24 protein-coding genes and 1 other annotated feature are annotated in these 26,167 nt (G+C 60.9%); of the genes, 11 read left to right on the plus strand and 13 right to left on the minus strand.

Annotated elements, in window-relative coordinates; all coding sequences use genetic code 11:
- Nucleotides 1–46 precede the first annotated feature (46 nt).
- The 3 genes from hisH to hisB are packed head-to-tail and all read right to left on the minus strand — an operon-like array spanning nucleotide 47 to nucleotide 1,849.
- Nucleotides 47–700 (minus strand): imidazole glycerol phosphate synthase subunit HisH, encoded by a 654-nt coding sequence (hisH, locus tag FP2506_RS03015; RefSeq protein WP_007065907.1) that lies wholly within the window; start codon nucleotides 698–700, stop codon nucleotides 47–49.
- Between the two features lie 44 nt (nucleotides 701–744).
- A complete protein-coding gene (locus FP2506_RS03020; protein WP_187289020.1) occupies nucleotides 745–1,203 on the minus strand; it encodes a DUF2628 domain-containing protein in 459 nt (152 codons plus the stop codon).
- A gap of 37 nt (nucleotides 1,204–1,240) precedes the next feature.
- Complete coding sequence (hisB, locus tag FP2506_RS03025) at nucleotides 1,241–1,849, minus strand: imidazoleglycerol-phosphate dehydratase HisB (protein WP_007065909.1); 609 nt, start codon at nucleotides 1,847–1,849, stop codon at nucleotides 1,241–1,243.
- A 165-nt stretch (nucleotides 1,850–2,014) separates the two neighbouring features.
- On the opposite strand from hisB, the gene zapE reads away from it, so the two are divergent.
- The 8 genes from zapE to FP2506_RS03065 all read left to right on the plus strand — a co-directional run bounded on the left by zapE (nucleotide 2,015) and on the right by FP2506_RS03065 (nucleotide 13,168).
- Nucleotides 2,015–3,196, plus strand: a complete 1,182-nt coding sequence (gene zapE, locus FP2506_RS03030) for a cell division protein ZapE (protein WP_050764975.1) — start codon at nucleotides 2,015–2,017, stop codon at nucleotides 3,194–3,196.
- A 480-nt stretch (nucleotides 3,197–3,676) separates the two neighbouring features.
- Nucleotides 3,677–4,639: a malate dehydrogenase gene (gene mdh, locus FP2506_RS03035; RefSeq protein WP_007065911.1), complete on the plus strand. Its 963-nt coding sequence runs from the start codon at nucleotides 3,677–3,679 to the stop codon at nucleotides 4,637–4,639.
- An 84-nt stretch (nucleotides 4,640–4,723) separates the two neighbouring features.
- A complete protein-coding gene (sucC, locus tag FP2506_RS03040) occupies nucleotides 4,724–5,914 on the plus strand; it encodes an ADP-forming succinate--CoA ligase subunit beta (protein ID WP_007065912.1) in 1,191 nt (396 codons plus the stop codon).
- A 2-nt stretch (nucleotides 5,915–5,916) separates the two neighbouring features.
- The gene (locus FP2506_RS03045) at nucleotides 5,917–6,099 is read left to right on the plus strand and encodes a hypothetical protein (protein ID WP_007065913.1); all 183 of its coding nucleotides are present in this window, start codon (nucleotides 5,917–5,919) and stop codon (nucleotides 6,097–6,099) included.
- Between the two features lie 14 nt (nucleotides 6,100–6,113).
- Nucleotides 6,114–7,034 carry a succinate--CoA ligase subunit alpha gene (gene sucD, locus FP2506_RS03050; protein WP_007065914.1) on the plus strand — a complete coding sequence of 307 codons (921 nt, stop codon included), beginning with the start codon at nucleotides 6,114–6,116 and terminating at the stop codon, nucleotides 7,032–7,034.
- A 233-nt stretch (nucleotides 7,035–7,267) separates the two neighbouring features.
- On the plus strand, nucleotides 7,268–10,255 hold the full coding sequence (locus tag FP2506_RS03055) for a 2-oxoglutarate dehydrogenase E1 component (protein ID WP_007065915.1): 2,988 nt from the start codon (nucleotides 7,268–7,270) through the stop codon (nucleotides 10,253–10,255).
- A gap of 50 nt (nucleotides 10,256–10,305) precedes the next feature.
- Nucleotides 10,306–11,943: a 2-oxoglutarate dehydrogenase complex dihydrolipoyllysine-residue succinyltransferase gene (odhB, locus tag FP2506_RS03060; protein ID WP_007065916.1), complete on the plus strand. Its 1,638-nt coding sequence runs from the start codon at nucleotides 10,306–10,308 to the stop codon at nucleotides 11,941–11,943.
- A 466-nt stretch (nucleotides 11,944–12,409) separates the two neighbouring features.
- Nucleotides 12,410–13,168, plus strand: a complete 759-nt coding sequence (locus tag FP2506_RS03065) for an SDR family oxidoreductase (protein ID WP_040489345.1) — start codon at nucleotides 12,410–12,412, stop codon at nucleotides 13,166–13,168.
- 32 nt (nucleotides 13,169–13,200) lie between these two features.
- Here FP2506_RS03065 and FP2506_RS03070 read toward each other — a convergent pair whose 3' ends face one another.
- Nucleotides 13,201–13,779 carry a hypothetical protein gene (locus FP2506_RS03070; protein ID WP_007065918.1) on the minus strand — a complete coding sequence of 193 codons (579 nt, stop codon included), beginning with the start codon at nucleotides 13,777–13,779 and terminating at the stop codon, nucleotides 13,201–13,203.
- 175 nt (nucleotides 13,780–13,954) lie between these two features.
- Between FP2506_RS03070 and lpdA the strand changes: the two genes are divergently transcribed.
- A complete protein-coding gene (lpdA, locus tag FP2506_RS03075) occupies nucleotides 13,955–15,370 on the plus strand; it encodes a dihydrolipoyl dehydrogenase (RefSeq protein WP_040489346.1) in 1,416 nt (471 codons plus the stop codon).
- A 129-nt stretch (nucleotides 15,371–15,499) separates the two neighbouring features.
- Here lpdA and FP2506_RS03080 read toward each other — a convergent pair whose 3' ends face one another.
- From FP2506_RS03080 to FP2506_RS03095, 4 genes are all read right to left on the minus strand, one after another.
- Nucleotides 15,500–15,964: a DUF2948 family protein gene (locus tag FP2506_RS03080; RefSeq protein WP_007065920.1), complete on the minus strand. Its 465-nt coding sequence runs from the start codon at nucleotides 15,962–15,964 to the stop codon at nucleotides 15,500–15,502.
- 111 nt (nucleotides 15,965–16,075) lie between these two features.
- Nucleotides 16,076–17,026: a glycosyltransferase family 2 protein gene (locus FP2506_RS03085; RefSeq protein ID WP_244404116.1), complete on the minus strand. Its 951-nt coding sequence runs from the start codon at nucleotides 17,024–17,026 to the stop codon at nucleotides 16,076–16,078.
- A gap of 136 nt (nucleotides 17,027–17,162) precedes the next feature.
- Nucleotides 17,163–18,014 (minus strand): universal stress protein, encoded by an 852-nt coding sequence (locus tag FP2506_RS03090; protein WP_007065922.1) that lies wholly within the window; start codon nucleotides 18,012–18,014, stop codon nucleotides 17,163–17,165.
- Between the two features lie 79 nt (nucleotides 18,015–18,093).
- Nucleotides 18,094–19,578 carry a SulP family inorganic anion transporter gene (locus FP2506_RS03095; RefSeq protein ID WP_040489347.1) on the minus strand — a complete coding sequence of 495 codons (1,485 nt, stop codon included), beginning with the start codon at nucleotides 19,576–19,578 and terminating at the stop codon, nucleotides 18,094–18,096.
- Nucleotides 19,579–19,679: 101 nt separating this feature from the next.
- Nucleotides 19,680–19,735: a sequence feature (sul1 is cis-regulatory element that is thought to sense ions involved in sulfur or methionine metabolism; They are found in Alphaproteobacteria), on the minus strand.
- Between the two features lie 206 nt (nucleotides 19,736–19,941).
- Here FP2506_RS03095 and pdeM point away from each other — a divergent pair.
- Nucleotides 19,942–20,655, plus strand: a complete 714-nt coding sequence (gene pdeM, locus FP2506_RS03100) for a ligase-associated DNA damage response endonuclease PdeM (protein WP_007065924.1) — start codon at nucleotides 19,942–19,944, stop codon at nucleotides 20,653–20,655.
- Between the two features lie 7 nt (nucleotides 20,656–20,662).
- Here pdeM and FP2506_RS03105 read toward each other — a convergent pair whose 3' ends face one another.
- Both FP2506_RS03105 and FP2506_RS03110 read right to left on the minus strand, forming a co-directional pair.
- Nucleotides 20,663–21,559, minus strand: coding sequence for a patatin-like phospholipase family protein (locus tag FP2506_RS03105; RefSeq protein WP_007065925.1), 897 nt, complete (start codon nucleotides 21,557–21,559; stop codon nucleotides 20,663–20,665).
- 94 nt (nucleotides 21,560–21,653) lie between these two features.
- A complete protein-coding gene (locus FP2506_RS03110; protein WP_007065926.1) occupies nucleotides 21,654–22,838 on the minus strand; it encodes an acetyl-CoA C-acetyltransferase in 1,185 nt (394 codons plus the stop codon).
- A gap of 300 nt (nucleotides 22,839–23,138) precedes the next feature.
- Here FP2506_RS03110 and phaR point away from each other — a divergent pair, with 300 nt between their 5' ends.
- On the plus strand, nucleotides 23,139–23,726 hold the full coding sequence (phaR, locus tag FP2506_RS03115) for a polyhydroxyalkanoate synthesis repressor PhaR (protein ID WP_040489348.1): 588 nt from the start codon (nucleotides 23,139–23,141) through the stop codon (nucleotides 23,724–23,726).
- Between the two features lie 23 nt (nucleotides 23,727–23,749).
- Here phaR and FP2506_RS03120 read toward each other — a convergent pair whose 3' ends face one another.
- From FP2506_RS03120 to FP2506_RS03130, 3 genes are all read right to left on the minus strand, one after another.
- Complete coding sequence (locus tag FP2506_RS03120) at nucleotides 23,750–24,823, minus strand: NAD(P)H-dependent flavin oxidoreductase (RefSeq protein ID WP_007065928.1); 1,074 nt, start codon at nucleotides 24,821–24,823, stop codon at nucleotides 23,750–23,752.
- 177 nt (nucleotides 24,824–25,000) lie between these two features.
- Nucleotides 25,001–25,180, minus strand: coding sequence for a 50S ribosomal protein L32 (gene rpmF / locus FP2506_RS03125; RefSeq protein ID WP_007065929.1), 180 nt, complete (start codon nucleotides 25,178–25,180; stop codon nucleotides 25,001–25,003).
- A gap of 241 nt (nucleotides 25,181–25,421) precedes the next feature.
- On the minus strand, nucleotides 25,422–26,105 hold the full coding sequence (locus FP2506_RS03130) for a biosynthetic peptidoglycan transglycosylase (RefSeq protein WP_007065930.1): 684 nt from the start codon (nucleotides 26,103–26,105) through the stop codon (nucleotides 25,422–25,424).
- Nucleotides 26,106–26,167: the final 62 nt, after the last annotated feature.

Below are 26,167 nucleotides of genomic sequence, written 5' to 3' on the forward strand. Positions count from 1 at the left end.
GATCGATCCGAGACAGCCCAGGCGGTTCGAGAAGAAGACGAACATCTCACGGCGTCCATGCCAGGAAGTTCGCGATCAGGTTCAGGCCAAGCATCTGGCTCTTTTCCGGATGGAACTGCGTACCGACCTTGTTGCCACTCGCCACCATCGCCGTGACCGGGCCGCCATAGTCGGCGGTCGCGACGAGGTCGTCGGCACGCGCAGCCGCCAGATGATAGGAGTGGACGAAATAGGCGTGTAGCCCGTCCGGTCCGGTCTCGATGCCGGCGAGAAGCGGATGCGGAGTTCTAACCTCCAGCGTGTTCCAGCCCATCTGCGGTATCTTCAAGCAGGGATCGTTCGGTTCGATTTTGACGACGTCGCCCTTAACCCAGCCGAAGCCCGGCGTCACCGCCTTTTCGAGGCCGCGCTCGGCCATCAGCTGCATGCCCACGCAGATGCCGAGAAAGGGCCGCGCCTTTTCCTCGACTGCCTCGCGGAGCGCATCGACCATGCCGGGCACCGCGTCGAGACCGGCGCGGCAGTCGGCATAGGCGCCGACCCCAGGAAGCACCACGCGATCGGCCTTCAAGACCGCGTCCGGGTCATCCGTCAGGAGAATTCTCGTCTCCGTTCCAATGCCTCGAGCAGCGCGCTCGAAGGCCTTGGTCGCCGAGCGCAGATTGCCCGAACCGTAATCGATGATCGTGACCGTCTGCATCACAGCGCGTCCTGATTGAATCCTGCTCGGGTGATGGCCGTGCTTTACGCGACCCGCGTCGCCCACGGAAGGCGCGGATTTTCGCCGGCAGGTACTTCATAGCCTTCAGCCCGCGTTTTCGGTGTGGTGTCGACCGTTCCGAAATACCGAAGTTCGGCCTCGGCTCGCGAGTCCGCGTGCACGACGGAGGTCATCCGCCAGCCTTTGCAGAGCTGGTTGGCAACGATCAGGTTACGACCTTCGAGGCCAACCAGCAGCGCGAGCCCGGCCTGGGCAACCGAGGAGAGCAGACCTAGACCCTGCCACCAGCCGACCATCATGAAGGCAATGTCGAGTGCTAGAACGGCGATACCAGCAAGCCAAACCCGGTGCCAGAACAGCCACAGAAACAGAAAGAGGAAGGCGAGCGGTGCGAAGGCATCCTTCACGAAGCGCGCCTCGGCCGTCTTGTCGCCGTCGTTCGCGGCTGGCGGTTCGAGCACGACCCAACGTCTAGCGCTCATCCGTCTGCTCTTTCTGTCAATACGTGTCGTCGGTGCGTCAAGCGAGCATTCCCTTTGTCGACGGCACGAGATCGGCTTGGCGCGCATCAATGGAAATCGCCTCCCCGAGAACGCGTGCGACCGCCTTGAAGCAGGTCTCGGCAATATGGTGGGAATTCTCGCCGTAGAGATTGGTCACGTGCAGCGTCAATCCGGCGTTCTGGGCGAAGGCCTGGAAGAATTCCCGGACGAGCTCGGTGTCGAACGTGCCGATCTTGGCCCGCGTGAACTCGGCGGAAAAGACGAGAAACGGTCGGCCGGAGACATCGATCGCAGCGCGCGTCAGGCATTCGTCCATGGCAAGATCGACAGAAGCGTAGCGGCGGATGCCCTTGCGCTCGCCCAAGGCCTGCCGGATCGCCTGACCGAGTGCGATCCCGACGTCCTCGACGCAGTGGTGATCGTCGATGTGGAGATCGCCCTTCGCCTTGATGGTCATGTCGATGAGGGAATGGCGAGCCAGCTGGTCGAGCATGTGGTCGAAGAAGCCGACACCCGTCGCGACATCCGCCTTGCCGGTGCCGTCGAGATCGACACGAACCTCTATCTCGGTCTCCTTGGTCGCCCTCGACACCGTCGCATCGCGCCGTCCAGCGTTACCAGCCATCGTCTTTCTCTCCCATATGGGGCTTTGGCCATCTCCTATCACCACAAAAGGTGTTGAGCCAATCGGTGTGCCGCATGCGATCGGGCTTTTACTGCACCGCAAACTTGCCTATGCACATTCGGCCGGGAGGAGTGGGCACTGTTCTCGTCAGACACCGGAGCATTGATGGCCAATCCGTCGACCAGAACCGAGCGAAAGAGAGCAGGTCCTGTGAGGGCTCAGCTCGAACGCATGATCGAACGACGAGAGATCGAGGCCGATCACGCGCAGAGACAACTCGCCGACCGTCTCGACCGTCTCGACCACGATCTCGCCAACCGGTCGGTCGCGACCAAGTCGAGCGCTCTCGGGTGGCTTTTCGGCCAGAAGGGTAAATCCGAAAAGGTAACGGGACTTTACGTGTATGGCTCGGTCGGTCGAGGCAAGACGATGCTTATGGACATGTTCTTCAGGCAGAGCTCTGTCGCTAGAAAGCGCCGCGTCCACTTCCACGCCTTCATGGGCGACGTTCACGACCGCATCAGCGACCATCGATACAAGGTGAAGGAAGGCACCGCCTCCCAGGACGATCCAATGCCGCCGGTCGCAAAACAGATCGCTGAAGAAAGCCTCCTTCTCTGTTTCGATGAGTTTACGGTGACCGATGTTGCCGATGCGCTGATCCTGTCGCGGCTCTTCGAGGCGCTGTTTCAGGAGGGTGTGGTTTTGGTCGCGACCTCCAACGTCGCGCCGGACGACCTCTACAAGGACGGTCTCAACCGGGGTCTGTTTCTTCCTTTCGTCGACAAGCTGAAGAACAACGTGGAAGTGCTCGCTCTCGATGCAGGCGAGGATTACCGTCTCGCCGCGATCGGTACCGAAGACCTTTACATCACGCCGCTCGACGACCAGGCGCATGCCCGGGTCGAAAAGGTGTGGGATTCCCTTCTTTCTGGCGAGAAGGAGCATACCGCTTCACTCTCGGTGAAAAGCAGGACGATAGCCGTACCGCGGGCCGGCAACGGCGCGGCGCGATTCCGCTACGAACAGCTTCTTCAAAAACCGCTCGGCGCGCAGGATTTCATTGCGCTCGCCAAGCGCTTCCATACGGTCGTTCTGGAGGATGTTCCGGCACTGACGCGCTCTGAGCGCAATGAGGCAAAGCGCCTGATCAATCTAGTCGACACGCTTTACGACGCGGGCCGCCGCCTGATCATTTCGGCGGAAGTGCCCGCCAAAGAGCTATATTCGGCGCCTTCGGGTACGGAAAACTTCGAGTTCCAGCGCACTGTCTCCCGTCTCTTTGAGATGCACAGCGATACCTATATGGCTGGCGCCACGGCCACCCCTCAGGAAGCGCTCGCTTAGGTAGCCGCCTTAAGACGTGCCGACCTGCGCTTGCGCACAGTTGCCGAATTGTAAGCCTTTTCGCCTCGAATGCCGGGTATGACTGCAATCGGCGCATCTCGAAGAATCACTATGCTTCGAGAATGCCTGCGCAAGCCTCCATGAAGTCGCGATCTGCGCGATTTGCAGACTTTGCAGACCCGATCGGATGTCCGTAAAATTCCCTGCAATCTAACCGTTTGAATGTTCGGAAGGCTCCTTCGCTGCTGTTGCGCAGCACTCACCTTAGGGCTATCCCCGCTCGAGGCTCGTCACGAGACCTGTCGATTTCATGCCGTAGGGCCGAGATTTTCGGTTGGGTGCGGTGCAAGGAAGTTCGCGGCGCGTTAAGTGGCCGCTTAAGCCCGATGAGCATTCCGCTGCAACGGCGGATCGGTCAGCAGTATTTCCGCGCGGGACGTCCCATGGGCTGCCTGTCGCCAGACGAAGAGGACCCATGGCATGGCCCGCAACAAAATAGCATTGATCGGTTCCGGCATGATCGGCGGCACGCTCGCGCATCTCGCAGGCCTGAAGGACCTCGGTGACGTGGTGCTGTTCGATATCGCCGAAGGCACGCCCCAGGGCAAGGCGCTCGACATCGCCGAGTCGGGCCCGGTAGAAGGCTTCGACGGCGCGTTTTCAGGGGCGAACGATTATGCTGCGATCGAGGGCGCAGATGTCTGCATCGTCACGGCCGGCGTGCCGCGCAAGCCGGGCATGAGCAGAGACGATCTTTTGGGTACGAACCTCAAGGTCATGGAGCAGGTCGGCGCAGGTATTGCGAAATATGCACCGAATGCCTTTGTCATTTGCATCACCAACCCGCTCGACGCGATGGTCTGGGCCCTGCAAAAGTTCTCAGGACTTCCGACGAATAAGGTCGTCGGCATGGCGGGCGTTCTCGATAGTTCGCGCTTCCGTCACTTCCTCGCAACCGAATTCCAGGTGTCTGTCGAGGACGTGACAGCCTTCGTGCTCGGCGGTCACGGCGATACGATGGTGCCGCTTGCGCGCTATTCGACTGTCGGCGGCATTCCGCTCACCGATCTGGTCAAGATGGGCTGGTGCACGAACGAGCGTCTGGAAGAGATCATTCAGCGCACCCGCGACGGCGGCGCGGAGATCGTCGGACTGCTGAAAAACGGTTCGGCCTATTACGCGCCGGCAGCTTCGGCGATCTCGATGGCTGAATCCTACATCAAGGACAAGAAGCGGGTTCTACCATGTGCGGCAGCCCTCAAGGGCGAGTACGGCCTCTCTGACATGTATGTCGGCGTGCCTTGCGTCATTGGCGAGGGCGGTGTCGAGCGTGTGATCGAGATCGATCTCAACGCCGACGAGAAGGCGCAGTTCGACAAGTCTGTCGGCAGCGTGAAGGGCCTGATGGAAGCTTGCCGCGGCATCCAGCCGAGCCTCAGTTAGGATCTAATCGGAAAGATCGACGCGGCTTCCGCTGAGCCGACTGCGTCCAAATACGTATCGCCTCATCATGGCAAAGGGCACCCAATGAACATCCATGAATATCAGGCCAAACAAGTCCTGAAAGGCTTCGGCGCGCCAGTGGCCGAGGGCGTCGCGATCACCGATGCAGGCGAGGCGGAGAAAGCGGCGCGGATGCTTCCCGGGCCGCTCTACGTGGTAAAGAGCCAGATCCACGCCGGCGGGCGCGGCAAGGGCAAGTTCAAAGAGCTAGGTCCTGACGCCAAGGGCGGAGTGCGTCTCGCCAAGTCCATCGAGGACGTCGTCGCCAACGCCAAGGAGATGCTTGGCCACACCCTCGTGACCAAGCAGACGGGCGAAAGCGGCAAGCAGGTCAACCGCCTCTATATTGAGGACGGCGCGGATATCGCACGTGAGCTCTATCTCTCGATCCTTGTCGATCGCGCGGTCGGCAAGGTCGCCTTCGTCGCCTCGACGGAAGGCGGCATGGACATCGAGACGGTCGCGGCCGAGACGCCGGAGAAGATCGTCAACCTACCAATCGATCCGACGGCCGGCGTGACCGAGGCCGATGCCTCCAAGCTGTCCGACGCGCTGAAGCTCGACGGCGAGGCACGGGCCGACGGAATGACGCTCTTCCCGACGCTCTACAAGGCCTTCATGGACAAGGACATGAGCCTTCTGGAGATCAATCCGCTGATCGTGATGACAAACGGCCGATTGCGAGTCCTCGACGCCAAGGTTTCCTTCGACTCCAACGCGCTCTTCCGTCACGACGACATCAAGGCGCTTCGCGACGAGACCGAGGAAGACGCCAAGGAGATCGAGGCCTCGAAATACGACCTCGCCTACATCGCGCTCGACGGTGACATCGGCTGCATGGTGAACGGCGCTGGCCTTGCGATGGCGACGATGGACATCATCAAGCTCTACGGCAAGGAGCCCGCCAACTTTCTCGACGTCGGCGGCGGCGCCTCGAAAGAAAAGGTCACCTCAGCCTTCAAGATCATCACCGCCGACCCGAATGTGAAGGGTATTCTCGTCAACATCTTCGGCGGCATCATGCGTTGCGACGTGATCGCGGAGGGCGTGGTCGCCGCGGTTAAGGAAGTCGGGCTCAAGGTCCCGCTGGTCGTGCGCCTCGAAGGCACGAATGTCGATCAGGGCAAGCAGATCCTCGACCAGTCCGGCCTTGACATCACCTCCGCCGACGATCTCGACGATGCCGCGCAGAAGATCGTGAAGGCGGTCGGCTGATCATGTCTGCGACCACCGCCGCACCCGATTGCGACGTCACTCTGCGGCTCTCGCCGGAGACGGTCGAACAGATCGAATTTCTTGCGCAGGATCGGGACGAGATCTTCGAAGAGGCCGCGACGCGCCTTCTGTGTGAACAGGCGGAGGCGGAAGCTGGTCGCCGACGCGGCTATATTTATCGATAATTGCAAGAGGCACCATGTCCATTCTCGTCGAGAAGAACACCAAGATCATCGTGCAGGGGCTGACCGGCAAGACCGGTACGTTCCACACCGAACAGGCGCTCGCCTATCACGGCACGCAGATGGTCGCCGGCATCCATCCCAAAAAGGGCGGCGAGACCTGGACGGCGGGCGAGGGCGCGAAGGATGCGGCCGGAACCGAGCTGCCGATCTTTACGTCTGTCGCTGAAGCCAAAGACAAGACCGGCGCAACGGCGTCAGTCATTTACGTACCGCCCGCAGGCGCGGCTGCTGCGATCGAAGAGGCGATTGAGGCCGGCATCGATCTCATCACCTGCATCACCGAAGGCATTCCAGTGTCCGACATGGTGAAGGTCAAGGCCAAGCTGGAGAAGTCCAAGTCGCGGCTGATCGGCCCGAATTGTCCCGGCGTCTTAACGCCGGAGGAATGCAAGATCGGCATCATGCCGGGCAACATCTTTTCCAAGGGATCGGTCGGCGTTGTCTCGCGCTCGGGTACGTTGACCTATGAAGCTGTCTTCCAAACCACCAATGAAGGCCTTGGCCAGACGACAGCTGTCGGCATCGGCGGCGATCCGGTGAAGGGCACCGAATTCATAGATGTCCTCGAAATGTTCCTCGCCGACGACGCGACCCAGTCGATCATCATGATAGGCGAGATCGGCGGCTCGGCCGAAGAGGACGCTGCACAGTTCCTCGCCGACGAGGCGAAAAAAGGCCGCTCGAAGCCGACCGTCGGCTTCATCGCCGGTCGTACAGCACCGAAGGGCCGGACCATGGGCCATGCGGGTGCGGTCGTCTCCGGCGGAAAGGGCGGTGCTGAGGACAAGATTGAAGCGATGGAAAAGGCCGGCATCCGCGTCTCCCCGTCACCGGCCCAGCTTGGTAAGACACTGGTCGAACTGCTCAAAGGCTGATTTCGGTAACAAGCATCTGATCCAGATCTGTTCGCGACAACCAGGCCATTGTCCAGAGCCGCATCTGTCCCCACTTGGCGCGTCGACGCGCTTTACGGCAAGGTCAAATTGGAACAAGCTGGCGACCCATTCGAGGGACTGCCGCCAGCGGCTCGAAAAAGGGACGGGCGAAGAGCTGCCCGCCAATCAACGAAGCGAGGAGGCAGGGCCCGTAGACCCTGCGGATAGACGCCATGGCACGCAACGATGACGCCACCGAAGTTTTCGCCGAAACTTCGTTTCTCTACGGCGGCAACGCGGATTACATCGAAGAGCTCTATGCCGCTTACGAGGACGACCCCTCCTCGGTCGATGCAGAGTGGGCAGATTTCTTCGACGGCCTGAAGGACGAAAAGGCAACGGTTCGGAAGAACGCTTCCGGCCCATCCTGGGCCCGTGCGAACTGGCCTATCGCAGCGAATGGCGAACTGGTCGCCGCGCTCGACGGCGATTGGGGCGAAGTCGACACGCGAATTGACACGAAGGTTCGAAAAGAAGCGCAGAAGCAGGGCGTTGGTCTGACTGAAGAGGCCGCGAACCGGGCGCGGCAGGACTCGATCTCGGCCCTTATGCTCATCCGCGCTTTCCGTGTGCGCGGGCATCTCCATGCAGATCTCGATCCGCTCGGTATCGCCAATCAGCCCGACGACGACTACAACGAACTCTCGCCGAAGACCTACGGCTTCACCGAAGCCGACTACGATCGCAAGATCTTCATCGACAACGTTCTGGGGATGAAATTCGCCACCATCCGTGAGATGCTGGAGGTCCTGAGACGCACCTATTGCTCGACCCTAGGTGTCGAGTTCATGCACATCTCCAACCCGGTCGAGAAAGGCTGGTTGCAGGAGCGCATCGAAGGGCCCGACAAGGGGGTCGCCTTCACCAACGAAGGCAAGCGCGCGATCCTCAATAAGCTGATCGAGGCAGATGGCTTCGAGAAGTTTCTCGATGTAAAGTACAAGGGGACCAAGCGTTTCGGCTTGGACGGCGGAGAGGCGCTAATTCCTGCGCTTGAGCAGATCATCAAGCGAGGCGGTCAACTGGGCCTCAAGGAAATGGTGCTCGGCATGGCCCATCGCGGCCGGCTGAACGTGCTCTCCCAAGTGATGGCCAAGCCCCACCGCGCGATCTTCCATGAATTCAAGGGCGGCTCGTTCAAACCAGAGGACGTCGAGGGCTCCGGCGACGTCAAATACCATCTTGGCACGTCTTCCGACCGGACGTTCGATGACAACAACGTTCATCTTTCGCTGACGGCGAACCCGTCGCATCTGGAAATTGTCGATCCGGTCGTGATGGGCAAGGCGCGCGCCAAGCAGGATCAGATTGCCGGTTCCACCCGCTCGGATACCGTGCCGCTCGAACAGCGATCCAAGGTCCTGCCACTCCTGCTTCACGGCGATGCGGCCTTCGCAGGCCAGGGCGTCGTGCCGGAATGCTTCAACCTTTCGGCCCTGCGCGGTCATCGGGTGGCGGGGTCGATCCACTTCATCATCAACAACCAGATCGGCTTCACCACCAATCCCCGCTTTTCGCGGTCCTCGCCCTATCCCTCCGACGTGGCGAAGATGGTCGAAGCGCCGATCTTCCACGTCAACGGCGACGATCCGGAGGCGGTCGTCTATGCAGCGAAGATCGCGACCGAATTCAGGATGAAGTTCCATAAGCCGGTCGTCATCGACATGTTCTGCTATCGGCGGCACGGTCACAACGAAGGCGACGAGCCGGCCTTCACCCAGCCGAAGATGTACAAGGTCATTCGGAATCATCCGACGACCCTCGAAGTCTATTCGAAGAAGCTGGTCGAGGAGGGACTGCTCACCCAGCAGGACGTCGACGACCGCATCGCCGATTTCCGCAAGAGCCTCGACGAGGATTTCGAGGCGAGCCAATCCTACAAGCCGAACAAGGCGGACTGGCTGGACGGTGCCTGGTCGGGCCTGAAGCGCGCCGAAGAGGACGACGAACCGCGTCGCGGCGCGACCGGCGTGCCAATAAAGACCTTGCAGGACATCGGCACTAGGCTGTGCAGCGTACCGGACGAATTCAACGTCCACCGCACAATCCGTCGCTTCCTCGATAACCGCTCGAAGATGATCGAGAGCGGCGAAAACATCGACTGGGCAACCGGTGAGGCGCTGGCCTTCGGTTCTCTCGTCGCCGAGGGGCATCCCGTGCGCCTCTCCGGTCAGGATTCGGAGCGTGGAACGTTTTCCCAGCGCCATTCGGTGCTGTATGATCAGGAAAACGAGGATCGCTACATCCCGCTCGGCCACGTGTCCGAAGGCCAGGCGATTTACGAAGTGATCAACTCGATGCTTTCGGAAGAAGCCGTTCTCGGCTTCGAATACGGCTACTCCCTGTCGGAGCCGAACGCGCTGACCCTTTGGGAGGCCCAGTTCGGCGATTTCGCGAATGGCGCCCAGGTCGTAATCGACCAATTCATCTCGTCCGGCGAGCGCAAGTGGCTGCGCATGTCCGGCCTCGTGCTGCTCTTGCCGCACGGCTACGAAGGGCAGGGGCCTGAGCACTCCTCCGCGCGCCTCGAACGCTTCCTGCAGCTCTGCGCCGAGGACAACATGCAGGTCGCAAACTGCACGACACCCTCGAATTACTTCCACATTCTGCGGCGCCAGTTGAAGCGGGACTTCCGCAAGCCGCTCATTCTGATGACGCCAAAATCGCTGCTCCGACATAAGCGCGCGGTCTCGCGCCTGGAGGAGATGTCTGGCGACACCAGCTTCCATCGACTCCTGTGGGACGATGCCGAACGTCTCGAAGGCGGCGAAACCTCACTCGTTTCGGACGAGCGGATCCGCCGCGTCGTGATGTGCTCCGGCAAGGTGTACTACGACCTTTACGAGGAGCGGGAGAAGCGCGGCGTGGACGACGTCTATCTCCTGCGCCTGGAACAGCTTTATCCTTTCCCAGCGAAAGCGCTCATCAAGGAACTTTCGCGCTTCAAGCAGGCCGAAATGGTCTGGTGTCAGGAAGAACCCAAGAACATGGGGGCCTGGTCTTTCATCGATCCTTATCTGGAATGGGCGCTAAACCATATCGGAACGGAGAATACGCGCGTCCGGTATGCAGGTCGTGCGGCGGCCGCTTCGCCCGCGGCTGGAACCATGTCGACCCATCTCAAGCAGCTCGAAGCTTTCCTCGAGGAGGCGCTGGGCTAGCTCAGCATTCCGAAACCTTCGACCGAATCAGGACGCCGAAAGAAAAATCTATGAGCACCGAGATCAAAGTTCCGACCCTTGGCGAGTCTGTGTCGGAAGCCACCATCGGCACGTGGTTCAAGCAGGTCGGGGACCGCGTGGAGCAGGACGAGGCGCTGGCCGAACTGGAAACCGATAAGGTTACCGTCGAGGTGCCAGCTCCGGCCGCCGGTGTTCTGCAAGAGATTGTCGCCAATCAGGGCGACACGGTAGGTGTCGGCGCGCTCATTGGAATGATTGGCGAGGGGGAGGGTGCTGGCAAAGGCTCGTCCGACGATGCCACCGAGCAGCCTTCGAAGGAAGCGAAGGATAAAGCGGCTTCCGATAGTAACGGAGGTTACGGCGGCGAGAGCCAATCCGATCAACAACAGTCTGCCGGTGGTTCCAGTGGCTCGCTGACGGACGTCAACGTCCCATCCGCCGGTGAATCGGTGACAGAAGCGACGGTGGGCACGATCTTCAAAAAGGTCGGTGACCACGTATCCATGGACGAGGCGCTGCTCGAACTCGAGACGGACAAGGCCGCCCAAGAAGTGCCGTCGCCCGTTGCCGGCGTCATCCGCGAACTCGCTGTCTCCGAAGGCGACGAAGTTCAAGTTGGCGCACTCTTGATGAAGATCGAGGAAGGTGCCTCTGCCGGCGAAAAGGGGTCGGACGGATCGGGCGGGGCGGTCGCCAATAGGGCACCGAAGGCCGATGAGCACGGCGCGGATGGGCCGGCGGCCGCGCGTTCGGAGGAACAAGCCGCCGAGGGCAAGCGCCCGCCGGCGCCATCCGCACGGAAATTGATGGAGGAGAGGAACCTCTCCGCCGATCAGGTGCAGGGGTCGGGCCGGGACGGTCAGATCCTGAAGGGCGACGTGCTGGAAGCCGTTTCGAGGGGCGCGCCATCGAGCACACAGGAAAAACCTGCCGCGCCGAAGCGTGCCGAACCGTCGAAAGACGACGCTCCGCGCGAAGAGCGCGTGAAGATGACGCGGCTGCGCCAGACCATCGCCAAGCGCCTCAAAAGTGCGCAGGATACGGCTGCGATGCTGACCACCTTCAACGAGGTGGACATGACGGCAACCATGGAGATGCGCAAAAAGTACAAGGAGCTCTTCGAGAAGAAGCACGGCATCAAGCTCGGCTTCATGGGCTTCTTCACCAAAGCCGTTTGTCATGCTCTGAAGGAGATCCCGGCCGTCAATGCCGAGATCGACGGCGGCGACATCGTCTACAAGAATTTCTGTCATGTCGGGATGGCCGTCGGCACGGACAAAGGCCTTGTCGTTCCGGTTATCCGCGATGCTGACCAGATGACGATCGCCGAGATCGAGAAGGAACTCGGCCGTCTCGCAAAGGCCGCGCGCGACGGCAAGCTCGGCGTCTCCGACATGCAGGGCGGCACGTTCACCATTACCAATGGCGGCGTCTACGGCTCGCTAATGTCGACACCGATCCTCAATGCGCCGCAGTCGGGCATCCTCGGTATGCACAAGATTCAGGAACGCCCAATGGCGGTCGGTGGCGAGGTGAAGATCCGTCCGATGATGTATCTGGCGCTCTCCTATGACCACCGCATCGTCGACGGCAAGGAAGCCGTCACCTTCCTCGTGCGCGTGAAGGAAAGTCTGGAAGATCCCGAGCGTCTTATCCTCGATCTCTGATCGGTAGAGACGAGGGTCGATGGAACATCGCCTCGACTCTTTTGCAGAGAACGCAAGCCCAAGTGCCGACAGCTGTCATATCCGTCGGCGCATTTCCGGGGACCAATCGCGTCCTCCACAGAGCTTGCCGGATCGGCCAAGCTGCGGGTCGGGTCCGCTTACGCGGTAGCGCTCTGTAATCGCCACAATATTTGACGAGGCCATGAGAATAGGCAGGCTCGGCTTGCCGCAAATTTTTGCTTGCGGTGCCGTGGTGTCGCGATCGCGGACGAAACGAAGAAATTCGTTGATGATTTCGATCCACCTCAGTCTTTGACGGCATTTACAGAATCAGCTCTTTGTGTGGCGATCGGGAACCGCACGGACTTTCGCCGCTTTTCCAGGCTCAACAAGACCGGTGGGCAATCGATCCGAGCTGCACTCATTGGTTGCTGCAACTGTTCCTACCGAGATGAGCGTTTCCGCGATGCCTGATACTGAAAGCAAGCTTCTCCTCGTCACCGGCGGATCACGTGGCATCGGAGCAGCAGTGGCGAGGCTTGGGGCTGCAGCGGGCTGGACGGTGGCTCTGACATATCGAAAGGCGAAAGACGAGGCGATGGATGTCGTCGCGGCTATCGAGGGAGACGGTGGGGCGGCAAGCGCCCACCAGTGCGATACGGCCGAGCGAACGTCGATCCGCGCGATGTACGAAGAGATCGACACGCTCGGCATACCGCTTGCCGGCGTCGCCAACAATGCCGGCATGATCAATCTGGCAAAGCCGTTCATGGACAAGGACGCGGAGGAGATCGAGCGGCTCTATGCCGTCAATACGCTCGGAGCGACGCTCGTCATTCATGCCGCCGCGAAGCGCATGGCAAAGAGCAGAGGTGGCAAGGGCGGATCGATAGTTACGACTTCTTCGATCGCGAGTCGGCTTGGCGGGGCGGGTGCTTCCGTCGAATATTCGGCGTCGAAGGCCGCGATGGATGCGCTTACCTTCGGCCTTGGCCGAGAACTCGCCGGCGACGGTATCCGCGTCAACGCCGTACGCCCAGGTATCATTGATACTGACATCCATGCCGATATCGGCATGCCTGATAGAGCGGAAGCGATCGCCGACGAACTGCCTATGGGTCGTGCCGGTAGTGCGGAGGAGGTCGCGAAGACCATCTTGTTCCTCTTATCGGAAGAGGCGTCCTACGTCAGTAACGCGATTCTGGACGTGGGCGGAGGGCGATAGGCTAACAGCGCCGATCCTGCGAGCCCAATGCATCATCGAGTGGTGGACGCTCCGGCGGGATCGTCCGAGAGCGTCAGCCAAGCGCTTTCCGTCGCGAAGATCACCGTTTCCGGGCTTTTGAGCGTCAGTTCCGACAACTGCAACGCTATGTCCGCGCGATAGAAGATCATCGTCACCGTTCCCGAAGCGCTCATGCCGTCGGTCTCTGGCAGGTCCGCCTGAAGTTGGGGAAGCACGAAGGCGCCGCAGGTACGATTGCCAAGTTGATCGTTCACTTTGGTGTTGGAAGTGGCCTCAAGAAATGCTTCGATCTGCTCATCGTCGTAGGGCTCGTCCACTCCATTCAGGTCGAACGCTTCGCCACGAAGGCTATCGAGGAATTCGCTATTAATGGTGAGGCCCCGGGCTCGACGTTCGATTGTCACTCGAGCTGGTAGATCCTTCGACAATCGGGAAAGGGTTTCGCTTTCTAACGAACGATTGGATTTGCCGATCCATTCGCCTGTCGCGATTTCTGCGATCCGTGCCTCGTTTGAAAGGTCGCAAAGCGTTTGCGCGGCGGCCGGCGCTGCGGCCCAGAAGATTGCTAGGGGTATCAACAGGAAACGCATCAGATATCTCTCGAAGACTGGTCACGACAACGCCGCTGGGAAGCGACGTCGGCGCGCCACGCGGATACCAGCGCGGAACGGAGAGGCACTGCAATGTGCGCGCTTCGTGCTGGTAGCTTGCACTCGGCCAGACGATACGGCAAGCAGGGGCAACCACACCTGAATGGATGCAATGATGTCTGAACCCTACGATCTCGTCGTTATCGGCTCGGGGCCGGGCGGCTATGTCTGCGCTATCAAGGCGGCTCAACTCGGCATGAAGGTGGCTTGCGTGGAAAAGCGCGAGACCTACGGCGGCACCTGCCTCAACGTCGGCTGCATCCCGTCCAAGGCGCTGCTCCATGCATCCGAGCGTTTCCATGAAGCAGGGCACCACTACGCCTCGCTCGGCATCAAGGTCTCGCCGGAACTCGATCTGCCGGCGATGATGACCCACAAGGACAAGACGGTGAAGTCGAACGTCGACGGCATCGCCTACCTCTTCAAGAAGAACAAGGTGGATGGTTTCATCGGCACCGGCTCAATCGAGGCGAAGGGCAAGGTGAAGGTCGAGAAGGAGGACGGCTCGTCCGAGACGCTCGACGCCAAGAACATCGTCATCGCGACGGGTTCCGAAGTCGCCGGCATTCCGGGCGTCGATCTAACTTTCGATTCCGATACGATCGTTTCATCGGACTGGGCAATCGCGCTTGAAAAGGTGCCGGAGCACATGATCATCGTCGGCGGCGGCGTGATCGGGCTCGAACTCGGCTCGGTCTGGTCGCGGCTTGGGGCGAAGGTGACCGTGATCGAATATCTCGACAAGGTGCTTGGGCCAATGGATGTCGAGCTGTCGACCGCGTTCCAGAAACTGCTCGTCAAGCAGGGCATCGAGTTCAAACTCGGCGCCAAGGTAACGGGTGTCGAAAAGCATGATGGGGGCGGCGCGTCGGTGACGTTCGAGCCGGCGAAAGGCGGTGAAAGCGAGACGCTGGACGCCGAGGTCGTTCTCGTTGCAACCGGTCGCAAACCTCATACCGAGGGCCTCGGGCTGGCGAACGCTGGCGTGAAAGCGGACGATCGCGGTCGGGTCGAGATCGATGATCACTTCAAAACGAATGTCGACGGCATTTATGCGATCGGCGACGTGGTGCGCGGCGCGATGCTCGCCCACAAAGCAGAGGACGAGGGCGTCGCGCTCGCTGAGCTTCTTGCCGGCCAGTCGGCCCATGTGAACTACGACGCGATCCCGTCGGTGGTTTATACCGCGCCAGAGGTTGCCTCGGTCGGCAAGACCGAGGAGGAACTGAAGAAAGCCGGTATCGAATACAAGGTGGGCAAGTTCCCCTTCCTAGCGAATGGCCGTGCCCGCGCAATGCTCGCGACCGATGGCTTCGTGAAGATGCTGGTCGATGCCAAGACTGACAAGCTGCTTGGCTGTCACATCCTTGGCGCATCGGCTGGCGATCTCATCGTCGAAGCGGCACTCGTCATGGAATATGGCGGCGCCTCGGAAGACGTCGCGCTGACGAGCCACGCGCATCCATCGCTTTCGGAAGCGATGCGCGAAGCGGCGATGGCGGCGGCCTACGGCAAGCCCATCCATATCTAAGTGGAGAAACCTGACCGCTCCGGGAGGGAGCTCAGACGCCGATTTACGGCTAGAAGGTCGTCGAAGACGGCCGGCTCTACGGGAAGTAGGCCGGCACGGGTCTGAGCGTGATTGCGAAATTCCGAGCTTTCAGAGTTCGACATCCGTTCTGTCGTGGTCGGGTTTCGCTTCGGTCGACCAGGCAGCGCCCACGTCGGCCAGTTGGGCTTCTACCACTTCCACTTCCAGCCGGATCGTCGCCCCGCCAGCGAAGAGCAGGTCGATATGGCCGGATGGAGAACTGGTTTCGGTGAAGCGGATCGCCAGAAGGACAAGGATCTGATCGTCCTTCGCCGTATCGAGGCCCTGCCGGCGAACACCTGTGACCCGGTCGAAATGCAGCGCCGAACGGCGGCGTTCATATTTCGGGGCAGCGAAGACGCTGAACTTGCGCTTCTGGGCGGTCTCCCAGGCGAACCGGTTCATCTCGACGGCGAACTGCTTCTCTACCCTGCGATAACGACAGTCGCCCAGCCGGACGATCGCGTCCTGGCAGTGAGCCGAAAAGATGTCGAGATCGTCATTGTCGACGGCAAGCAGGCGGAGGCGGTCCATGGGCATCGCAGCGTTCGGTGTCGTCCGGTTGGAAAAGCGCCGCGCTCGGCAGCCAACCCGATATAGGTCTCGCGAACTCTCTTCAAACCCGTTGGACTGCCGGGAAACGCTTCAGTTCTTTTCGGGCTGACGATATTGCTCGGCTACCTGCCCGAATTCGGCGAGGAAACGGCCGGCGGCCACCTGAACGTGGTACATTCCGATCGCCGGCGACCGCGTCTCGAAAGCCAGCTTGGCGGAGCGCAGCGGAGCAGCTGCTAGCAGCGCGATATTGCGAGCATGGCGTTTCACTCGTGCACCCAACCCCTGGCCGTGGCGACGCTCGATAATTGCGGAGATCGCGCCATTGCGAACCGAGCGCGCATTGATCCAGGAGGCCTGCGTGCGACGCGCCGGCATACTTTCCCTTACATGGGCTTCCGCGCACCATCCGAAGCTGAAGCCGCGGGCCTTGCAGCGCGTGTAGAAGTCGGCATCGCCGCCGCCGATGAAGTTGAAAGTGGTATCGAGCCATTCCGGACCCATCGCCTCCAGGACCCGACGCCGGATCGCGACATTGCCGGAGGAATAGAGGATCGGGACGCGGCCGGTCGTCCGGTAGTGCGGAATGAACACCGGATGTTTTGACCAGCGTCGCCCGCCTTCATCCTCGAACACCGGTATCTGCGGTGCGCCGACCATGTCGGCATCGAGATCAGCACTCGCCGCCAACAGGCGGCTCAGCCATTTGGGTGAGGCGAGTTCGTCGTCGTCGATGATCAGGAGGTGCGAGAAGTCCGGATAGTGGTGGAGTGCGGTCTCGATTCCGGCATTGTAGGCCGAGCAGTTGCCGCGCTCATGGGCGATCAGCGCGACGCCTTCCTGTGCCGGATGGGCCGCGAACCATTTCGTTGCGGCCGCGAGACCCTCCAGACCTTCGTCGTCGTTCTCCATCACGATGATCGCGAAGCGGATGTCGCTGGTCTGGACTGACAGCGAGTCCAGTGTCTGAACGAGGTGGTCGGGGCGCCGAAAGGTCGGCAGGATCACCACGGCTTCGATCGGCGCTTTGCTCTCCGCCACGTATCGAACGGAAATGTTCGGGTTCATCGCACACTCGGCCGGCAGGTCGGTTCTCTCGGGTCGACCGCATCCTATCGTCGAGTCGTGAACATTCTCTCCGGCTTTCGATCAGCCTCGGAGAGGCATTGCCGAGAGCCTAACGAAAGAGCAGCACCGGTCGCTTGCATTTGCGTACGATCTCGTTGGCGACAGAGCCGACGAAGAACGCCCGAAGGCGCGAGTGTCCGGATGCGCCGGCGACCACAAGGTCGATGTCCTCGCGATCACATTCGGAGATGATCGCCTCTTCGACATCGCCTTGGAGTGTGCGACACCGGACATTGAGACCGACGCCCTTCAAGTCTTCACAAACCCGATCAAGTTCGGGGTCCGACGCCTGGTTCGTAGCCTTCACCACTTCAATCTGCGTCCGCTTCAGAAGCGGCGAGGAGCGCAGAAAATCGAGCGCCTTCAGAATGCTCTGGCCACCGTCATAGGCGACGAGAACCTTGTGCAGGGGCCTGAAAGTACGTGCCACGATAAGCACTGGAGCCTTCGCCCGCCGCATGATGCGCTCGACATTCGAGCCGAGGTGGAGTTTGGCGAAATCGGCTGCATCGCCGCGCTTCCCGATCACGATGAGATCGCAGCCCGGTTCTCGCACCTCGATCGCTTCGAGAAGATCGCCCAAGACGAGCTCCTCTTCCACTCGTTCGATGCCGTTTTCGCGCAGGCGGCCCGCCGAATCGGAAAGGATCAGCCGGCCGCGCTTGCGGGCAAGCTTGGCACGCTGCTCGTCGTGCTCGGCGAGTTCCTTGAGGAGTTCGTCCCGCTCGCCGAGATCGAGATTGCCCGAAAGATCCGCCGGCGCCGAGCCGAGATCGCGGCGACCGATGACGTGAATGAGCTGAACGTCGGCGGAAAGCTGACGCGCGACGAACTCGGCGTTGTCGACGACGCTCTCGGTGTAGTGCTGGGATCCGTCGATCAGTGCGAGTATCTTCGCCACGATGTTTCCTCTTCAATTCCCGTCTGCGGCGATCCAAGAGACCCGCCCGGTTCTTTCAGACCGGTTGTGGACCAGTGTGTCAGTGGGCTTCCATGCGAGCAAGGGCATCCGGCTTGTCAGCAATGCCGAGGCGCCCGACGAGGGTACGGCTCGCCTCGTTCATACCTACGAGCTCGACCTCGGTGCCCTCGCGTCTGAATTTGAGAACCGCACGATCGAGGGCGCCGACGCCCGAGAGATCCCAGATATGGGAACGAGAGACGTCGATTGTGACTTTGTCGACATCCTCGCGGAAGTCGAAGGCATCGCCGAAATCGCTCGTCGAAGCGAAGAAGATCTGGCCGAGTACTCTGTAGGTGCGGTGGCGCCGATCCTCTGAGAGATCGCTCTCGATGTAGAAGAGCTGGGCGACCTTCGAGGCGAAGAATATGCCGGAGAGAAGCACACCGGCGACGACACCGATTGCGAGATTGTGCGTCCAGACCACTGTGACGACCGTCACTAGCATGACAAGCGATGAGCGGCGCGGATGGGTCTTGAGGTTGACAATCGACTCCCAGGAGAACGTGCCGATCGAGACCATGATCATGATCGCAACCAGTGCGGCCATCGGGATAACGGCGACCCACTCTCCCAGAACGACGATGAGGAAAAGAAGCGCGATCCCGGCGAAGAAGCACGAGAGCCGCGTGCGCCCGCCGGATTTCACGTTGATGACTGACTGCCCAATCATCGCACAGCCAGCCATGCCTCCGAAGAAGCCGGTGACGGTGTTCGCGACGCCCTGGCCAAGGCATTCGCGGTTCTTGTCCGACGGCGTATCGGTGAGATCGTCGACCACTTGAGCCGTCATCAACGATTCGAGAAGGCCGACGACTGCGATCCCGAGCGAGTAGGGCAGTATGATTTGCAGCGTCTCGAGGTTGAGCGGAATGTCAGGAATCAGGAAGATCGGCAGCGAATCGGGGAGTTCGCCCATATCGCCGACTGTTCGAAGATCGAGCCCAAAGACGAGCGCGATCGCCGTCACCACGACGATCGCGACGAGCGGGGAGGGGATCGCTGTCGTCACTCGCGGCAGGAGATAGATGATCGCAAGCCCCAAAGCGACCATCGCGTAGGTCAGATACGGTACGCCGACGAGTTCGGGGATCTGCGCCATGAAGATGAGGATCGCAAGGGCGTTGACGAAGCCGGTCATCACCGAACGCGAAACGAAACGCATGGCGTCGCCGAGCTTCAGGGCACCCGCGACCAGCTGGAGGATGCCAGCGAGAACCGTCGCCGCAAAAAGATATTGCAAGCCGTGATCGGCGACGAGCGTGATCATCAGGACGGCGGTGGCAGCAGTCGCTGCCGAGATCATGCCGGGGCGGCCACCAAAGATCGCGGTAAGGCAGGCGATCGAGAACGATGCGTACAGCCCCACCTTCGGGTCGACGCCGGCGATGATCGAAAAAGCGATCGCTTCGGGGATGAGGGCAAGGGCGACCACGAGGCCGGACAACAGATCGCTTCGGATATTGCCGAGCCACTCGGCTTTGAGGTTTCGGGTCGAGAACATGAGCTCCAGACGAATGTCGGATCGCCGCGCGCAGTTCGCTTGCTCGTTGCCGGCGTCCGCGCTCGTGCACGATGCGATTCGGCCGTTGAATGCGACGACAGGATGGGCCGGGGGATAGGCGCCCGGCATAGCCACCCGCGGAAGATGCGGGTCCATGTTGCGCTGCACTCTTGACCCATCGTCGCGTTTCGATCAACCCGCGACCATCGGACTCGCGTGCATGGCACCTATGCGCCCTTGCCTTTGCATCCGGTTACAAGCACAAGAACGGAACATGAATTCCGGCTGGATGGAGGCGATCGAGGAGCGGCTTGCCGCTTGCCCTCATCCGGTCGGCAATGAACCGAGTAGCGGCGGTGACACATGAATGCTTTGGCGCGGCGTATGCGGCAGGACGAGTGCGAGCGACTGGAGACCGAGATCGTCGGAGAACGGGTGCAGCTCGATCCGGCCGGCGTACTGATCGTCCCTAATGAGCACACGCTCATCGTCTCCGACCTGCACATCGAAAAAGGTGCGGCCTTCGCCCGACGCGGCATGATGCTGCCGCCCTACGACACCGGACTGACCCTCCTGCTTCTGGAGAGAGTGCTGAAGCGCCTCGAGCCGCGTCGCGTCATATGCCTCGGCGACTCGTTTCACGATCGCAAGGGTGCCGAGCAGATGCCGGATATCTACCGCGATGCGCTGGTCAAGTTGATGGCCGGGCGGGATTGGGTATGGATCAGCGGCAACCACGATCCTGAACCGCCGGGAGGCCTCGGCGGCGAGACGGCAAACGAACTTTGCGTCGGCGCACTCGTTCTGCGACACGAACCGCTGAAGCAGCCGGCCGAGGGGGAAATTGCCGGTCATCTCCATCCGGTCGCCAAGGTGAAAGGGCCGGGCCGTGCGGTCCGTGGCACCTGCTTTGTCGGTGACGGCAGCCGAATGATCCTGCCGAGCTTCGGCGTGACGACAGGTGGGCTCAATGTGCTTGATCGCGCCTTTGCCGGCATGTTCGATCTAAGCCGTGCGAAAGCCTTCATGACGGGCATGCGGAAGATTTATCCGGTCGGCTTCGGAGCGCTCTGCTAAGGAGCGCTCAACCGCGCCCTCGGCTGTCGAACAGTCCTGCCTCGTCGGCGGCAAGGAAGCGGTGGGCGTCCTTTTCGCCGAATTCCCAGGTCCGATAGAGCTTGTCACGATCGGTGAAGTCGATCTTGTCCGCAGGCACTTCGTCAGAAGGTTGAATGTAGAGCCGCCGTTCGGTCTGCGGCAGGTTCTTGAACCGACGTGTCAGCAATATCAGCGTGCGTCCTTCGTCCGGCGACGGCAAGGGCGCCTTGGAAGTCATCCCACCGTCGATCACCTTCTTGCCCTCCCAGCCTTCGACGTTGAATACCGGGGGGATGACGGCGGCCGCGCATATGAGGTCGATAAGCTTGCCCTGTTTCGCCGCTTCACGCGCGTCGACGAGGCTGCTGTCGGCTCCGAGCTTCGCCGGCCACTCGACGTGTGGGGTAGAGCGGACGGTAAGATCCAGCAAGTAGGCCGCCATCATGGGAAAGGTCGACCATTTCGGCAAGATTTCGGTTGGCGGATGGGCGATAAGGACCTGAAATTGCGGGCCGTCGATGACCGCTTGTATCGCATCGTCGTCCAGAACCTCCGTGACGACCTCCCGGTAGATCCTTTGATGCGGCGTCAGACCGTCTTCCTGAATCTCGTTCAACGTCGTGCTGATGTTCTCGTCTCGGTCGAGGAACGCCGCGCCCATCGTCTCCAGGAGTTTTACTTCGCGCTGCGCGATGAAGCATGCAGCCGACATAGCGCCACCCGACGCGCCTGTTATGCGCTTCGGCATCAGTCTGAGCGGTTTGCGCACATGTTCGCAAAAGCCGCCATGCCAGAAGCAGCGTGTGCCACCTCCGGAAAACACGAGCTGCTCGAAGGGCTCCAGCTTAACGCTGTTGACGATGGATGACGCGTGCTCGGACATCGGCACCTTCCGCACTTGGCTGTTTGCCCCCTCGAAAGGAAAAGACCCCCGCCATATGGCGAGGGCCGTTTCTTCTCATCTGCGCTTTATCCGGTCAGAGCCGCTCGACGCACATGGCAACGCCCATACCGCCACCGACGCAGAGCGTGGCGAGGCCTTTCTTGGCGTTCCGGCGCTGCATCTCGAAAATGAGTGTGTTGAAGATGCGATTGCCCGAAGCGCCGACCGGATGGCCGATCGCGATTGCGCCGCCGTTGACATTGACGATCTCCGGATCCCAGCCGAGATCCTTATTTACCGCGCAGGCCTGGGCCGCGAATGCTTCGTTTGCCTCGACGAGGTCGAGGTCGTCGATCTTCCAGCCGGCCTTCTCTAACGCTTTCCGACTGGCGGGAATTGGGCCGGTTCCCATGATCGAGGGATCGACGCCGGCCGTCGCCCAAGAAACGATACGAACCATCGGAGTGATGCCGCGCTTTTCGGCTTCCGATTCGGTCATGAGGACGACGGCCGAGCCGCCGTCGTTGATGCCGGAGGCATTTGCCGCCGTGACCGAGCCCTCCTTGTCGAAGGCCGGCTTCAACTTGGCGATGCCTTCTGCGGTCACGCCATATTTGATGTACTCGTCGTCCTCGACGACCGTGTCTTCTTTCCGTCCCTTCACGGTGAAGGGCACGATCTCGTCTTTAAAGCGGCCGGCCTTCTGCGCGGCCTCCGCCTTGTTCTGGGATTTTGCGGCGAACTCGTCCTGCATCTCCCGCGTGATCTGCCACTGGTTCGAGACGTTTTCTGCCGTGTTACCCATGTGGTAGCCGTTGAAGGCGTCGAGAAGACCGTCTTTCAGCATGGTGTCGACAAGCTTGAGGTCGCCCATCTTCTGGCCCTTGCGCAGATGTTGGGCATGCGGTGCCATGGACATCGACTCTTGGCCGCCCGCTACGATGATCTTCGCATCGCCCATCGCGATCTGCTGCATGCCGATCGCGACCGTGCGCAAGCCCGATCCGCACAACTGATTCAGGCCCCAGGCAGTGGTTTCCTTCGGGCAGCCGGCGGCCATGGCGGCCTGGCGTGCGGGGTTCTGACCCTGCGCGGCCGTCAGGATCTGCCCCATAATGACCTCGTCCACTTCATTCGGGTCGACCTTGGCGCGGGACAGGGCTTCCTTGATCGCAGCGGCACCGAGTTCGTGTGCCGGAACGCTCGACAGACCCCCGTTGAAGGACCCCACTGCGGTCCGCGCGGCGCCGGCGATGACGATGGATTCGGTATTGCTCATGGGTCTACTCCCTCATTGTGGTGGAGCCTGCCGCCGCGACGTTCTTGAGGCTTCATCCCGGTCCGCTCCGCTTTCCATCGACAATTTGATAGCTCCTGGCGTCAAGTCAAATGGCCGCGGAATGTTGGCAGGTGCACATTCGCAGTGCGAAGCCGTCATCCCGGTTTGGTTTCAAAACGATGCCGCGCGATTGGGTTTGGAAAGCGGTGCAAAATGTGCCACTCCTTAATGCAGTGCAGCGACAATCCCGTCTTCGGCACGGGTCTACGGATCGAGAACTGTCTTTGGGGGCACGAAGGCATGGCGAAAAAGTCCGATGTGACGATCATCAAGAAGTACGCCAATCGGCGGCTCTACAACACCGGGACGAGCCAGTACGTGACGCTGGAAAACCTGGCGCAGATGATCAAGCTCAACGAGGAATTCCTCGTCCAAGACGCCAAGACTGGTGAGGATATCACCCATGCGGTGCTCACCCAGATCATCTTCGAGCAGGAATCGAAGACCGGTCAGGCAATGATGCCGACGACTTTCCTGCGTCAGCTCATCCGCTTCTACGGCGATCAGATGCAGATGGTGGTGCCGAGCTATCTGGAACAGTCGATGGCGGCTCTTGCACGGGAGCAGGAGCGCTTTCGCGAGACCATGACGAGCGCTGTCGGCAAGACGCCGATCGAGATGATGGAAGCTCAAGTGCGGACCAACACCGAGATGTTCCGCAAGGCGATGGCGATGTTCAACCCGTTCATGGCGGGGGCGGCCAACGGCGCCAGCGGCGCGAAGTCGCCTCATGAAGCCGAGCATCCTAATCAGGAACTCGAGGCGATGCGTACGCAACTCGCCGCGATGCAGGAAAAAATCGATCGGTTGACAGACGAAAAGGGCTGAGGCGCTTTTCGGCTAGGCTCGCTTCACGCGAGAAATGTTTCGATGTCTTCAGCGATCTCCGTGAGAATGTCACCTGCAGGACGCGCTTGTGCCAGTCGCGCGGATTGGCCCGCCCAGGCCTGCATGCGGTCGATGTCTCGTTTCTCTATCGCATCCTTGCGCATGGCGGCGGTCAGCCCACGCTGGATCGGATAAGGTGCAGGATCGGGAATATCTCCGGCTTCGATCGCCGCGACATAGCGATTGCGAACTGCCCGGCCCAGACGGCCGGAAAAGCCACGGGTCAGCGCGGTGTCGGTCGGGGACGTTTCGGCAAGCGCATCGGCCCAAGCAGGATTAAGCCCTGCTTCCGGCGTTCTGAGAAAGCCGGTGCCGATCTGCACGGCGGATGCCCCCAAAGTCAGCGCGGCGATGGCGGTCCGCGCGTCCGCGATGCCGCCGGCGGCTACCACCGGGCAGCACACCACGTCAACGATTGTCGGTAGCAAGCTGAGCGCACCAACGGATTGCAGTTCGGCATTCCCCGGATCGAAACTTCCGCGGTGTCCGCCGGCCTCTGACGCTTGCGCGACGATGACGTCGGCCCCGGCTTCTTCGGCCTGGCGGGCTTCGTCGACGCTCGTCACCGTCGCGAACCAGAGCAAGCCCGCTTCCTTCAATGCCTCGACGTTGTCCTGCGATGGCAGCCCCATGATGGATGAAAAAGCCGTCGGTCTTGCTTCGATGATCGCGTGGGTCTGGCTGTCGAAGTCCAGGATCGGAGTTTCGCCCGCATCCGCGGCGACCGCCGGCCCCCAGGAAGAAAGCGCTTCTCTGATCTGGGTTTCCTGAAGGGTATCACGATGGGGCTCAGAGTCGGGAACCCACAGGTTCATGATGAAAGGGCCATCGGAACCGGCCCGGAACGACTCGGCCCAATCCGCGATTTCGTCCGGTCCGAAGAGAAGGGCGCCGCACGCACCAATGCCGCCCGCATTGGCGACAGCGATCGAAAGCGCCGGAGGGCAGGCGCCTGCCATCGGCGCAAGGCCGATCGGAGTCTTTGCACCGGTCAGGTTCTCGAATGCGGATATCCTTGCGAGGATTTCGCGGCGCATGGCAGCCTCGTCCCGTGGTGAGCTCCTCGGCAACCTACCGCGTTCGCCAGTCCTGCCAACAGCGAGCAGGTCCTTCGACCGGGCGACCTCGGCCGACGGCTTGCCCGTGCATAGACGCGAAAAACCCGGTCACCGTCGCCGGTGCCGGGCTGATTCCTGTCGTCGATGCCAGACCGATCAGTCCTTCGGCGTCATGATCTGGCGGCCGCGATACATGCCCGTCTTCAGATCGATATGATGGGGACGGCGCAGCTCACCCGAATTTTTGTCCTCGACATAGGTCGGGTTCTTCAGTGCATCGGCCGAACGCCGCATGCCGCGCTTGGACGGGGTGGTTTTTCTCTTGGGTACGGCCATCGCTCGCTCCACTCAGTATCGGCCGTCGGACGGGACTGGCCCATCGCTTCTCTCGACCGAGAAATGTCGTTCACTCTCCACGCCTTCTCGCCATTTTGGGCGTTCAGGCTTCCCATGCGGTCAAAGCGACCGGCTCCGCAAGCGAAATGCGAATGGACCAGCTTCACCATGACGGGAAATCTTGGGACGGCCCATATCAAACCTCGCGCCTCTTGCAAAGGGTTTAATGTGGCCCGATGGCTCACGCCTCTGTCTTCACGCAGCCAACGTAATCGCCTGAAGCACGGGCAAGACGCTGAACGCGATCGGCAAGCGCATTCATCCGCCTCGTCGGGGCTGCGGGATTTCGCCCGGCGGGGTTTGGAAGCGTCACAGTCAGGAGGGCGGCCTGCCTCTCCGTTAAACTGCTTGCCGACTGCCCAAAATAGTGCTGGCTCGCCGCTTCGATCCCGTAGATGCCCTCGTCCCACTCGGCAATATTGAGATAGATTTCGAGAATTCGATCTTTGGACACGACGAGATTGAGATAAAGCGCCAGCGGCAGTTCGATCGCCTTTCGGACATAGGAGCGACCGTTCCAGAGGAACAGGTTTTTCGCCGTCTGCATCGGGATCGTCGAGGCTCCGCGCGTCTCCTCGCCATCGAGAAACTGGTCGACCACAGCCTTCATTTCGACCCAGTCGACGCCGTCGTGCCTGCAGAACTGACCGTCTTCGGACATGATCACCGAATATCGCATGACCGGCGCGATCTCCTCCAGATCGACCCAGTCACGCAGATAGGGGCGGAAAGTGAAATGATCGCGCAGGATGAGTGTGGAGACGGGATGAACCGGCTGGATCGTGTAGACTGGAACGAGGATGAGAGGGATCGCGGCCAGGACCAGGCCGGAGAGGATGGCGGCGATGACGATCTTGCGCAGCATACTGATCGGTCGGGCTCTCTCGGCAGATCGAAGCGGAGGCGGTGGCGGTTGAGCAAGCTTCG

Origin of the sequence: Fulvimarina pelagi HTCC2506 (assembly GCF_000153705.1) — a bacterium.
GTDB lineage: Bacteria > Pseudomonadota > Alphaproteobacteria > Rhizobiales > Rhizobiaceae > Fulvimarina > Fulvimarina pelagi.